This is a genomic window from Acidimicrobiia bacterium, assembly GCA_035948415.1.
Taxonomy (GTDB): Bacteria; Actinomycetota; Acidimicrobiia; order IMCC26256; family PALSA-555; genus PALSA-555.
In genome coordinates, this window is the sequence record DASZJD010000113.1 from 1 (window position 1) to 11,928 (window position 11,928).

Here is an 11,928-nt window from a genome sequence, read left to right on the forward strand (position 1 = left end):
ATCGGGATCGTGTTCGAGGACACGTTCCTGTTCACCGACAGCGTGGCCGAGAACATCGCCTTCGCCGAGCCCGACGCCTCGATGGACACGGTCCGCCACGCGGCACGACTCGCCGGCGCCGACGAGTTCGTCGAACGACTCCCCGACGGGTACGACACGCTCATCGGCGAGCACGGCTACTCGCTCTCGGGCGGGCAGCGCCAGCGGGTCGCCATCGCCCGAGCCGTCCTCGCCGACCCGAGGGTGCTGATCCTCGACGACGCCACCTCGTCGGTCGACCCGACGAAGGAGCACGAGATCCGCGCCGCGCTGCGTGACGTGATGCGCGAGCGGACGACGCTCATCATCGCCCACCGTGCCGCGACCATCGCCCTCGCCGACCGGGTCGTGCTGATCGACGAGGGCCGCATCGCGGCTGAGGGCACCCACGAGCAGCTGCTGGCGACCTCCGACCGCTACCGCCACGTGCTGGCCCAGGCCGGCGCGGCCGCCCCGGTGGCGGGAGCGGGCGACTGATGGGCGCCGACGCGCGCCGAGAGGCCTTCGCCAGCCACGAGGAGCTGCTCACCCGGGAGGACACCCAGCGGCTCGTGCGCCGGCTCTGGCGGCTCCTCGGCCCCTACCACCGACGCATCGGCGTCTCGCTCGCGCTGATCGTGCTCTGGACCGCCTGCATCCTCGCCGGCCCCGCGCTCGTGAAGCACGGCATCGACGCCGGCCTGCGGGGCAAGGACGAGGGGGCGCTCGACCTGGCCGCGGGCCTCTACCTCGGCGTGGCGCTCGGGGGCCTGGTCTTCGCCCGGGCCGCCATCTGGTCGGTGGCGAAGGTCGGGGAGCCGTTCCTGCGCGACCTCCGCAACCGGGTGTTCCGGCACCTCATGTCGCTCGACCTCGGCTTCTTCGAGCGCGAGCAGACGGGCCGCCTCGTCGCCCGCCTCACCTCCGACGTCGACGCCATGCAGGACCTCATCCAGATCGGGCTGGCCCAGTTCGCCCAGAACGTCTTCCTCTTCGTCGGCGCCGTCGTCGTCATCCTCGTGCTGTCCTGGAAGCTCGCTCTCTGCACCCTGATCGTCGTGCCGCCGGTCGTGTGGGCCAGCCGCTGGTTCCGCCGCGAGTCGAGCCGCGCCTTCCTCGAGGTGCGGGACCGGATCGGCGCCAACCTGGCCACGCTCCAGGAGGGCCTGGCGGGGGTGCGGGTCGTGCAGGCGTTCGGCCGTGAGCGCGCCTTCGCCCGCCGCTTCCGCGAGACGAACGAGGCCCAGTACGACGCCAACCTCGAGACCGTCCGCATCGCCACCCGCTACTTCCCGTTCATCGAGTACTGCGGCGTCGGCGGCACCGCCCTGATCGTCGGCCTCGGCGGGCTCTTCGCTGACCAGGGCATCGTGACCGTCGGCACCGTGGCCGCGTTCATCCTCTACCTCAACAACCTCTTCGAGCCGGTGCAGCAGCTCAGCCAGCTCTACAACACGCTCCAGCAGGCGGGCGCGGCGATGAAGAAGCTCGTGAACCTCCTCGACACCGCGCCGAAGATCGCCGAGGCGCCGGGAGCCGTCGACCTGGCGCTCGAGGGCTCGCTCGAGGTCGACCGGGTGTCGTTCCGCTACGGCGCCGGGCCGCTCGTGCTGCAGGACGTCAGCGTCACCGTCGAGCACGGGGAGCGGCTGGCGCTCGTCGGCCCCACCGGCGCCGGCAAGTCGACGCTGGCCAAGCTCATGTGCCGCTTCTACGACCCGGCCACCGGCGCCGTCCGCTTCGGCGGGGTGTCGCTCGCCGACGCCACGCTGGCGTCGCTGCGCGAGCGGATCGTCGTCGTGCCCCAGGAGGGCTTCCTCTTCGCCGGCACCATCCGCGACAACGTGCGGGTCGGGCGACCCGACGCCACCGACGCCGCCGTCGACGCCGCCCTCGAGGCCCTCGGCGTCCGGGAGCGGTTCCTCGCCCTCCCCGACGGGCTCGACACCGAGGTCCGGGAGCGCGGCTCCCGCCTCTCGGCGGGGGAGCGCCAGCTCGTGTCCCTCGCCCGGGCCGCGCTCGCCGACCCCGCGCTGCTCATCCTCGACGAGGCCACCTCGAACCTCGACCCCGGCACCGAGCACGACGTCGAGGCCGCCCTCGAGGCCCTGACCGGCGGCCGCAGCGTCGTGGTCGTCGCCCACCGGCTCTCCACCGCGGCGCGCGCCGACCGCATCGCGGTCGTCGACCACGGCCGGCTCCAGGAGCTCGGCCGCCACGACGAGCTCATCCGCCGCGAGGGTCGCTACGCGAGCCTCTGGGCCTCCTGGACGGCGGCGCAGGCCCGCGCCAGCTGAGGACGCCGGCGTGCGGGCCGCCGCGCCCGTCGCTACCATCGCTGGCTCCGGCCGCGCAGCGAAGTCCGGTGCATCCCGGCGCTGTCCCGCAACTGTGAAGCCGTCAAGGCGAGCCAGGCCGCCTGCCGGTCGGTGACGAACACAGCTCTCGAGGACAGAGCGGTTCGTCCGGCTGCGTGCCGGCGGAACGATCCCTCCTCGACCGAGAGGAGGACCCGTGCGTCGCCACCCCGCCCCCGACCCTCGGCTGGTCCCGTGAGCGGCGAGCGCGCCGGCCCCGACGTCACCGAGCCCGTCACCGAGGACCCCCGATCCGAGGGGCTCCGCCCGGCCCGGTCGCTCGTCCTCGTCAACACCGGCGACGGGAAGGGCAAGTCGACCGCGGCCTTCGGGGTCGTCATGCGCAGCGTGGCCCGCGGCTGGCGCGTGGCCGTGATCCAGTTCCTGAAGTCGGGGAAGTGGCACGTCGGGGAGGAGGACACGGCGAAGCGGCTCGGCGTCGACTGGTGGGCCATCGGCGAGGGCTTCAGCTGGGACTCGAAGGACCTCAGCGAGGACCAGGCCGTGGCCCAGGAGGCGTGGGCCCACGCGGCCCGGGTCATCCGGGCCGGCGAGCACCGGCTCGTCGTCCTCGACGAGCTGACCTACCCGCTGAACTGGGGCTGGCTCGACGTCGACGGCGTCCTGGCCACGATCCGCGACCGTCCCCCCGACGTGAACGTCGTCGTGACCGGTCGCGACGCGCCCGCCGCGCTCGTCGACCTGGCCGACACCGTGACCGAGATGCGCAGCGTGAAGCACGCCTACGACCGCGGGATCGTCGCCAAGAAGGGGATCGACTACTGATCCCGGACCGGCCCCGGTCCGAGGCCACACCCCCGGGCCTCGGCGCGAGCCGGCCGGGCCTCCCGGTCCTGGTGTGGCGGCTCGACCCGCCCCGACTGGCGTGCGCGTCGACGGTGGTCGGCGGCGGGATCGGGGCGCGCCGCTGGGTCCTGAACGCGCAGGTGCCCGCCGACGAGCCCCCGGCCGACCCGGGCCGCTTCCTCGTCGGCCTCGCCCGCGCCCTCGGCTGCTCGGGCGCCGGCGTCGGGTTCCTGACCGCGGCGCCGGTCGACGCGTGGTCCGACGGCGCCAGCGGCGACGTCACCGCGATCGCGACCGTCGGCCTCACCCACCCGGCCTGGGCCGCGGCGCCATCACCCGCCGAGTCGGCGTCGCCGCCCGCGGCCGGGACCGTGAACGTCGTCGCCTTCGTCCCGGCCCGGCTGGCGCCGGCGGCGCTGGTGAACGCGGTGATGACCGTGACCGAGGCCAAGACCCAGGCCCTGCTCGAGCACGGCGTGCCCGGCACCGGCACCCCGACCGACGCCGCGTGCGTGCTGGCGCCGACCGCCGGCGCCGCCGAGCCCTACGCCGGGCCCCGCTCCCGCCTGGGTGGCCACCTCGCCCGCGCCGTGCACGCGGCCGTCGCCGCCGGCGTGGAGCGCCACGGGTGGACCGAGGCCCGGTGATCACCCTCGTGATCGGCGGCATCCGCTCCGGCAAGTCGACGCTCGGCGCTCGCCTCGCCGGCCGACTCGGCGACGCGGTCACCGTCGTGATCCCGGGCACGTTCCCCGACGACCCCGACCTGGCCGCGCGCGTCCGCGCCCACCAGGCCGGGCGGCCGGCGTCGTGGACGACCCTCGAGTGCGGCGACGCGCTCCCGGCGACCCTCGCCGCCACGGTGGGGCCCGCCCTCGTCGACTCGCTCGGCACCTGGGTGGCCCAGGTCCCGGGCTTCGCCGCCGACGCCGCCGCGCTCATCGACGCCACGACGACCCGAGCCGGGCCGACCGTGCTCGTCACCGAGGAGGTCGGGCTCTCCGTCCATCCGCCGACCGAGAGCGGCCGGCGGTTCGCCGACGCGCTCGGCGCGCTGAACCACGCCGTCGCTGCCGTCGCCGATGACGTGCTGCTGTCGGTGGCCGGACGGGCCCTGACCCTCCCGGCCGACCCGGGGGGCCGGTGCTGATGCGCGAGGCGCTCGCCTTCCTCACCGTCGTCGGCCGCCCCGCGACGCCGACGCCGCGCGCCCTGCGCTGGTTCCCGATCGTCGGCGCCGCGGTGGGGGCCGTGGTCGGCTCGGTGTGGTGGCTCGCCGACCGGGCCTTCCCCGCCCTGCTCGCCGCCGCGCTCGCCGTGGCCGCCGACCTGGCGCTCACCGGGCTCCTCCACGCCGACGGCCTCGCCGACGCCGCCGACGGCCTGCTGCCGCACGCGGCGCGCGATCGTCGGCTCGAGATCATGCGCACGCCCGGGGTGGGCGCCTTCGGCGTCGTCGTCCTCGTCGTCGTGCTGGTGACGCGGGTCGGCGCGCTCGCGGCGCGGCCCGCCGACATCGGCCTGATCGTCGGCCTGTGGTGCGCGTCCCGCACCCTGGTCGCAGTGGCGCCGGCGTGGCTCCCGTACGCGCGCGACGCCGGGCTGGCCTCGACGCTCGTGGCCGCGCCCGCCTCGCCGGTGGTGGGGCTGGCGCTCGCGCCCGCGGGCGCGCTGGCGGTCCTCACCGTCGGGTGGGTCGGCGCCGCCGCCGTCGCGGTCGCCCTGGTCGCGGGCGGCGCCGTGCTCGCGCTCGGGCGGGTCCGGCTCGGCGGCTTCACCGGAGACGTGCTGGGCGCGGCGATCGTCGTTGGCGAGACCGCGGGCCTCGTGGTGGCCGGGGCCCGATGGTGACGTCGGTGTCACGCCGGCTGCTCGGCGCCGCCGCCGGGCTCGTCGCCGACCGGTGCTGGGGCGAGCCGCCGGCGCCGGTGCACCCCGTGGCCCAGTTCGGCCGGCTCATGACCCGGGTCGAGGACGCCGTGTACGCCGACGACCGAGCGAGCGGCGCCGTGTACGCGTCGGTGGGGCTGGCGGCCGCGCTCGCGGCCGGGGTCGCCGCCGGCTCGACCGCGCTCGGTGTCGCGGTGTCGGCCTCGGGTCGCGCCCTGCGCCAGACCGCCCGCGACGTCGCCGCCGACCTGGCCGCCGGCGACCTCGACGCCGCCCGGGCCGCGCTGCCCGCCCTGGCCGGCCGCGACCCGGCCGCGCTCGACCCGTCGGGCGTGGCCGCGGCGGTCGTCGAGTCGGTGGCCGAGAACACCGTCGACGCCATCGTGGCGCCGGCCCTCTTCGGCGCCGCGCTCGGCGCCCCCGGGGTGGCCGCCCACCGGGCCGTGAACACGCTCGACGCGATGGTCGGGCACCGCTCCCCGCGGTACCGGCGGTTCGGGTGGGCCGGCGCGCGCCTCGACGACGTCGCCGCGTTCGTGCCGGCGCGGGTCACGGTCGCGCTCGTCGGCGCCTGCCGGCCGGGCCGGGCCGCGGCGGTGCTCGGCGCGGTGCGGCGGGACGCACCCGCGCACCCGTCCCCGAACGCCGGCGTCGCCGAGGCCGCGTTCGCCGGCGCGCTGGGCCTCGAGCTCGGCGGGCCCACCCGCTACGCCTCGCACCTCGAGGACCGTCCCCGGCTCGGCGCGGGGCCCCGTCCGGGCGTCGACGACATCGCGCGCGCCGCCCGCCTCGCCGACGAAGTCGAGCTCCTGCTCGTGGGTCTCCTCGCCGCGGCCGGGCTCGGGGCGCGGTTCCGGCGCCGGGGCGCACGATGAGGGGGCAGACCCGGCTCCGCCCCGGCCCGCACGGCGGCGACGGCGCCCGACTCGCGGCCGCGCTCGGCGTGAGCCCCGACGCCGTCCTCGACCTGTCGGCCAGCCTCAACCCGTGCGCGCCCGACGTCGCCGCGCTCGTCGCCGCGCACGTCGGCGCCGTCCGGCGCTACCCGGACATCGAGGCGCCGACCGAGGCGCTCGCCGCCGCGATCGGGGTGCCGGCGACCCGGGTCGTGCTGACGAACGGCGGCGCCGAGGCCATCGCCCTCGTCGCGGCCGAGCTGCCCGTGGGATGGGTCGACGAACCCGACTTCTCCCTCTACGCCCGCCACCTGCGGGTCCGGGACCGGCGCGCCCGCCGGTGGCGGTCGAACCCCCACAACCCGACCGGACGGCTCGCGGCCGCCGGCGACTCGGCCGACATCTGGGACGAGGCCTTCTACCCGCTGGCGACGGCGACGTGGACGCGCGGCGACCCCGACGCCGTCGTCGTCGGCTCGCTCACGAAGGTCTTCGCGTGTCCGGGCCTTCGGGTCGGCTACGTGCTGTGCCCCGCCCCCGACCTCGCCGAGCGCCTCCGCGAGCGGCAGCCGCGATGGTCGGTGAACGGGCTGGCGTGCGCGGTGCTCCCGACGCTGCTCGCCCGGGCCGATCTCGCCGGCTGGGCGTCGGCGGTCACGCGCCTGCGCCGCGAGCTCGGGGCGCGGCTCCGCACCGCGGGGCTCGAGCCGGAGCCCTCGGACGCCGGCTTCGTGCTCGTCCGGCGCGCCCCGGGGCTGCGCGACCACCTGGCGCGCCGCGGCGTGCTCGTCCGGGACACCGCGTCGTTCGGGCTCGAGGGCGGCGTGCGGATCGCGGTGCCCGACCGATCGGGCCTGACCCGGCTCGAGGGCGCGCTGCGCGGGTGGGCGCGATGACGACGACCGACGACGTCGGCGCGGCGTCGGCGCCCCTCGACGGCGCCGCGGTGGCGGCGGCCCGGGCCCGGCTCGACCGGCTCACGAAGCCGCCCGGGTCGCTGGGCCGCCTCGAGGACCTCGCCGCCCAGCTGGCGGGGATCGCTGGCGCCTGCCCGCCGCCAGTCCCCGCGCGCCCGGCGGTGGCGGTGTTCGCGGCCGACCACGGCGTCGTCGCGTCGGGGGTCACGCCGTGGCCGCAGGAGGTCACGGCCCAGATGCTGGCGAACTTCGTGGCCGGCGGCGCCGCCATCAACGTCATCGCTCGGCAGGTCGGGGCCGCCGTCCACGTCGTCGACGTGGGCGTGGCCGGCGACGTGCGGGCGCTGGAACCCGTCGAGCACCGCAAGGTGCGAGCCGGCACCGCTGACCTCGCCGTCGTCGCCGCGATGACGGCCGCCGAGGCTCGCGCCGCGATCGACGTCGGCCGCGACGTCGCGGCCGCGCTCGTCGCCGACGGGCACGACGTGCTCGTCACCGGCGACATGGGGATCGGGAACACCACGGCGTCGGCGGCGGTGATCGCGGCGCTGACCCGGCGACCGCCGACGAGCGTCACCGGGCGCGGGACGGGCATCGACGACGCGACGCTGCGCCGCAAGACCGAGGTCGTGGCCGCGGCGACGGCGCGGCTCGGCGGCCGGGTCGACCCCGTGTCGGTGCTGGCCGAGGTCGGCGGGCTCGAGATCGCCGCCCTGGCCGGGTTCATCGTGGGCACCGCCGCCGCGAGGCAGCCCGTGATCGTGGACGGCGTCATCGCCCTGGCCGGGCTCCTGGTGGCCGAGGCCCTCGCGCCCGGGGTGGCCGCCCGGTGCGTGGCCGGCCACCGCTCGACCGAGCCGGGCGCGACCGCGGTCCTCGAGCACCTCGGGCTCGAGCCGCTGCTGGACCTGTCGATGCGCCTCGGCGAGGGAACGGGCGGCTGCCTCGCGGTGCCGATCGTGCAGGCCGCGGCGCGGCTCCTCACCGAGATGGCGACCTTCGACGAGGCCGCGGTGGCCGACGACCCGATCGCGGGGTGAGCCGCGACCGGCGCGCGCGCCCGCAGTACCGTTCCCGCGTGGCGACGCGCACCCAGCCGTTCGGCACCGGCAAGCGCGAGAGCCACGACGCCCGCGACTTCTACGCCCGGTTCGCCACCCCCGAGATCTCCGACGACGACGCCGTGCAGCCATGCTCGGTGCGCGACCAGCTGTTCTGCGGCGACGCGCGCGCGATGACCGCGGTCGACGACGGCTGCGTCGCGCTCGTCGTCACGTCCCCGCCCTACTACGCCGGCAAGGAGTACGAGCGGGCGCTCGGCGAGGGCCACGTCCCCGCGTCCTACGTCGAGTTCCTCGCCATGCTGCGCGACGTGTTCGCGGAGTGCCGGCGGGTCCTCGAGCCCGGCGGCCGGCTGGCGGTGAACGTGGCGAACCTCGGCCGGCGCCCGTACCGGTCGCTCTCGGCCGACGTCATCCGGATCCTCGAGGAGGACCTCGGCCTGCTGCTCCGGGGCGAGATCGTGTGGCGCAAGGCCAAGGGGGCGACCGGGTCGATCGCCGTCGGCTCCTACCGGTCGGCGTCGAACCCGGTCCTCCGGGACGTCACCGAGCGGGTGGTGGTGGCCAGCAAGGGCCGCTTCGACCGGGCGGTGCCGAAGAAGGAGCGGCAGCGGCGCGGCCTGCCCCACGAGGACACCGTCACGAAGGAGGCGTTCTTCGAGTCGACCCTCGACGTCTGGGAGATCCGCCCCGAGCACGCCCGCCGGGTCGGGCACCCGGCGCCGTTCCCGGTCGAGCTCCCGGAGCGGCTCATCCACCTCTATACGTACCGGGGCGACGTCGTCCTCGACCCCTTCCTCGGCTCGGGCTCGACCGCGGTGGCGGCGGTGCGAGCCCGCCGGCACTACGTGGGGTACGACACCGATCCGCAGTACGTGGCGCTCGCCGAGGCCCGGGTGGCCGCGAGCCGAGACCAGGCGCCGCCGGGCGCCGACGGCCCCGAGCCGTAGCGGTCGCGCCCGGCGCGGGTCGGCCCGGCGGCGTCAGCCTGGCCCGGCCGCGAACAGCGACTCGACCACGGCCACGTGGGCCGGCGCCCCCTCGACCGCCAGCGGACCGGTGGCGCCCGCGTCCTGGCCCCGCCGGCGGCCGAGCAGGGCCAGCGCCGAGCCGCGCACGGTCACGTCGGCGTCGGGCTCGGCGTCCGGGGTCACCCGGACCCGGGCCAGCTCGCGCTGCCCCGCCTGCTCCTCGGCGATGCGGAGGGTCCAGGCGCCCTCGTCGAGCACGAGCGCGATCGACAGGGCGTGATCGGGGAGGGCCTCGACGCGGAGCAGGCTCTTGAGGCCGAGCGGCAGGAGGTGCCACGGCACCACGTCCCCGCCCGGGCCGTCGAGGAGGTCGAGGCCGAAGCGCGAGAGCTCGTAGACGGCGGGCTCCAGCGCCTGGCCCCGGTCCGTCAGCTCGTAGACCGTCCGCGCCGCCGGCGGCGGCAGCCGGCGGCGGCGGACGAGGCCGGCCGCCTCGAGCGCCCGGAGCCGCCGGCCCAGGAGGTTCGACCACATGCCGGGCAGGTGCTCGAGCAGGTCCGAGTACCGCTGGGGGCCGACGAGGAGCTCGCGGGCGATGAGCAGCGTCCACCGCTCGCCCAGCAGGTCGAGGGCGCGGGCGACGGGGCAGAACTGGCCGTACCGACGCTCCCCCACGTCACGCGACGTTATCTCGATGTTTCCCTTGTCAGATGGAAAATCCGACGGTACGTTCCCGCCATGACCACCAAGACCGAGTACCCGCCGGGCACGCCGTGCTGGGTCGACCTCGCCACGACCGACCCCGCGGCAGCCAAGAGCTTCTACGGGCCCATCTTCGGGTGGACCTTCGACGATGAGGGCGGCGACCCGGGGAACCCGTACTCGCTCGCGCTCCGGAACGGCCAGGTCGTCGCCGGGCTCATGGCCCAGCCCCCCGACATGAAGGCCGCCGGCGCGCCCCCGATGTGGTCGACCTACGTGGCCGTGACCGACGCCGACGCGACCGCCGGGCTGATCGAGAGCTCGGGCGGCACGGTCATGTCCCCGCCGTTCGACGTCATGGACGCGGGTCGCATGGCGGTGGCGGCCGATCCGACCGGCGCCGTCTTCTGCCTCTGGCAGGCCAAGAACCACGCTGGCGCCGCGGTCGTGAACGAGCCCGGGTCCCTCAGCTGGAACGAGCTGCTCACGCCGGACGTCGACCGCGCCGCCGCCTTCTACAAGGCGGTCTTCGGGTGGGAGGCCAACAACCTCGAGATGGGCCCCATGCGCTACACCGAGTTCCGGCTCGGCGGCGCGCCGGTCGCGGGCGGGACGAAGCCGCCGATGGAGGGGATCCCGCCGAGCTGGTTCGTGTACTTCGCCGTCGCCGACGCCGACGCCACGGTGGCCGACGCCAAGGGCCGCGGCGCGCAGGTCCTGAGCGAGCCGATGGACATCCCGCCCGGCCGCTTCGCGGTGCTCACGGACCCGCAAGGCGCCGCGTTCAACGTGATCAAGCTCGCGACCCCGGCCGGCTGACGACCGCGCCGAGACGGCGCGACCGGCCCCGTACCATCGGGGCAGCCATGATCGGCTCCTTCGCCGTGCTCGGCGCGACCTCCGACGCGACGCGCAACCTGTACGTGCTCACGGCCTTCGGTGGCGGGATCATCTCGTTTCTGTCCCCGTGCGTGCTTCCGATCGTGCCGGGCTACCTGAGCCTCATGTCCGGGCTCACGATCGGCGAGCTCGCAGAGGCGCGGTCCCGGGCGCTGCGGCGCATCGTGGTGAACACGGCGCTGTTCGTCTCCGGCTTCACCGCCGTGTTCGTGATCCTCGGCCTCGTCACGACCGCGGCCGGCAAGACGCTGTTCGAGAACCAGGTGACCCTCACCCGGGTCAGCGGCGGGCTCGTCCTGCTCATGGCGGCCTACCTCGCCGGCTCGCAGCTGCTGACGACGCCCCGCCTGTACCAAGAGTTCCGGTTCCACCCGCACCTGGAGCGGTTCGGCCCGGTCGCCACCCCCGTCGCCGGGGCCGCCTTCGGGCTCGGGTGGACGCCGTGCATCGGACCCGTGCTCGGCACGGTCCTCAACTTCGCGGCCCAGGGCCGGGACGTCGGCCGGGCCAGCGTCCTGCTCACCGCCTACTCCCTCGGGCTCGGCGCGTCGTTCCTCGTCGTCGGGCTCGCGTTCGGCCGGCTGGCGACGCCGCTGGCGTGGGTGAAGCGGCACTCCCGCGCGATCACGCTGGCCTCCGCCGGTCTGCTCGCGGTGTTCGGCGTGATCCTGCTCGCGAACCAGCTACCCCAGGTGACGGCACGCCTCAGCGACGCCATGCGAGCACTCGGCTTGGAGAGCCTCGTCAACAGCGGCTGACCGCTCCGGCTCAGCGCTCCTCGTCCTCGACCGGCGCTGGCGTCGCTTGCTCGATGGCGTCGGCCTCGGGCACCTCGGGGTCGTCCGGCACCGGCTCCATCTCGGCGTCGTCCTCGACCGATCGGTCGTCGTCGCCGTGGTGCTCCGCGTCGCGCTCCATCAGGCCGCCGCAGCCTGGGTCGGCTCCGTCACCGCCTGGGTTTCGGGCCCGAACGGGGACGGGACGGTGCGTCTCCCCGAACCGAGGCGCCGCCCGACGGTCGAGCGACCGTCGCTGGCGCCGCCGTCCCGCTTCGTTGATGGCTGGTGCATTGTCCCGTCGAGGCCCGCGGCCTTCGTCTGGCACAGCGACATGGCCTCTCCCATTTCCAACCTGGTTCGGACCCTACCGGACCTGGCCCGTCGTGCCGGCGGTCGAGCCACCCGCCCCGCTTCCCAGGCGTCCTCGGTTCGCCCGGCTGGTACCGTTGGGGCGCGACGCGGGGTGGAGCAGTCTGGTAGCTCGTCGGGCTCATAACCCGAAGGTCGCGGGTTCAAATCCCGCCCCCGCCACCAACGCACACACAGAGGCCCCCGAACCCATCAGTTTGGGGGCCTCTGCCGCGTGCGGCTCGTCAACCCGAGGGCACAGAAGCGCCCGGGTTCAAGTCT

General features: G+C 75.9%; 14 protein-coding genes and 1 tRNA gene. 13 read left to right on the forward strand and 2 right to left on the reverse strand.

The annotated features are described in order from the left end of the window. From VG869_15585 to VG869_15630, 10 genes are all read left to right on the forward strand, one after another. A partial coding sequence (locus VG869_15585) for an ATP-binding cassette domain-containing protein (GenBank protein HEV3452606.1) occupies positions 1 to 516 on the forward strand: 516 nt, incomplete at its 5' end. Beyond that, on the forward strand, positions 516 to 2,315 hold the full coding sequence (locus VG869_15590) for an ABC transporter ATP-binding protein (GenBank protein ID HEV3452607.1): 1,800 nt from the start codon (positions 516 to 518) through the stop codon (positions 2,313 to 2,315). The genes VG869_15585 and VG869_15590, both read left to right, overlap by 1 nt. 255 nt (positions 2,316 to 2,570) lie before the next feature. After that, complete coding sequence (gene cobO / locus VG869_15595; GenBank protein HEV3452608.1) at positions 2,571 to 3,161, forward strand: cob(I)yrinic acid a,c-diamide adenosyltransferase; 591 nt, start codon at positions 2,571 to 2,573, stop codon at positions 3,159 to 3,161. 71 nt (positions 3,162 to 3,232) lie between these two features. Next, positions 3,233 to 3,829 (forward strand): adenosylcobinamide amidohydrolase, encoded by a 597-nt coding sequence (locus VG869_15600; GenBank protein ID HEV3452609.1) that lies wholly within the window; start codon positions 3,233 to 3,235, stop codon positions 3,827 to 3,829. Then, positions 3,811 to 4,332, forward strand: a complete 522-nt coding sequence (locus tag VG869_15605) for a bifunctional adenosylcobinamide kinase/adenosylcobinamide-phosphate guanylyltransferase (GenBank protein HEV3452610.1) — start codon at positions 3,811 to 3,813, stop codon at positions 4,330 to 4,332. The genes VG869_15600 and VG869_15605 overlap by 19 nt, the downstream gene beginning before the upstream one ends. After that, the gene (gene cobS / locus VG869_15610; protein HEV3452611.1) at positions 4,332 to 5,033 is read left to right on the forward strand and encodes an adenosylcobinamide-GDP ribazoletransferase; all 702 of its coding nucleotides are present in this window, start codon (positions 4,332 to 4,334) and stop codon (positions 5,031 to 5,033) included. The genes VG869_15605 and cobS overlap by 1 nt, the downstream gene beginning before the upstream one ends. 5 nt (positions 5,034 to 5,038) lie before the next feature. Continuing rightward, positions 5,039 to 5,947, forward strand: a complete 909-nt coding sequence (locus tag VG869_15615; protein ID HEV3452612.1) for a cobalamin biosynthesis protein — start codon at positions 5,039 to 5,041, stop codon at positions 5,945 to 5,947. Further along, positions 5,944 to 6,864 carry an aminotransferase class I/II-fold pyridoxal phosphate-dependent enzyme gene (locus tag VG869_15620; GenBank protein ID HEV3452613.1) on the forward strand — a complete coding sequence of 307 codons (921 nt, stop codon included), beginning with the start codon at positions 5,944 to 5,946 and terminating at the stop codon, positions 6,862 to 6,864. The genes VG869_15615 and VG869_15620 overlap by 4 nt, the downstream gene beginning before the upstream one ends. Continuing rightward, the gene (cobT, locus tag VG869_15625; GenBank protein HEV3452614.1) at positions 6,861 to 7,925 is read left to right on the forward strand and encodes a nicotinate-nucleotide--dimethylbenzimidazole phosphoribosyltransferase; all 1,065 of its coding nucleotides are present in this window, start codon (positions 6,861 to 6,863) and stop codon (positions 7,923 to 7,925) included. Before VG869_15620 ends, cobT begins: the two co-directional genes overlap by 4 nt. Positions 7,926 to 7,963: 38 nt before the next feature. Further along, positions 7,964 to 8,896 carry a site-specific DNA-methyltransferase gene (locus VG869_15630; protein ID HEV3452615.1) on the forward strand — a complete coding sequence of 311 codons (933 nt, stop codon included), beginning with the start codon at positions 7,964 to 7,966 and terminating at the stop codon, positions 8,894 to 8,896. Between the two features lie 33 nt (positions 8,897 to 8,929). On the opposite strand, the gene VG869_15635 is transcribed toward VG869_15630, so the two are convergent. Then, positions 8,930 to 9,592, reverse strand: a complete 663-nt coding sequence (locus VG869_15635) for a helix-turn-helix domain-containing protein (GenBank protein ID HEV3452616.1) — start codon at positions 9,590 to 9,592, stop codon at positions 8,930 to 8,932. A 63-nt stretch (positions 9,593 to 9,655) separates the two neighbouring features. Between VG869_15635 and VG869_15640 the strand changes: the two genes are divergently transcribed. Beyond that, a complete protein-coding gene (locus VG869_15640; protein ID HEV3452617.1) occupies positions 9,656 to 10,438 on the forward strand; it encodes a VOC family protein in 783 nt (260 codons plus the stop codon). 47 nt (positions 10,439 to 10,485) lie between these two features. Further along, positions 10,486 to 11,277, forward strand: a complete 792-nt coding sequence (locus tag VG869_15645; protein ID HEV3452618.1) for a cytochrome c biogenesis protein CcdA — start codon at positions 10,486 to 10,488, stop codon at positions 11,275 to 11,277. Between the two features lie 10 nt (positions 11,278 to 11,287). On the opposite strand, the gene VG869_15650 is transcribed toward VG869_15645, so the two are convergent. Further along, entirely contained in the window at positions 11,288 to 11,437 is a 150-nt protein-coding gene (locus tag VG869_15650) for a hypothetical protein (protein HEV3452619.1), read from the reverse strand. Between the two features lie 318 nt (positions 11,438 to 11,755). On the opposite strand from VG869_15650, the gene VG869_15655 reads away from it, so the two are divergent. Next, positions 11,756 to 11,832 (forward strand) — tRNA-Met (locus VG869_15655). Positions 11,833 to 11,928: the final 96 nt, after the last annotated feature.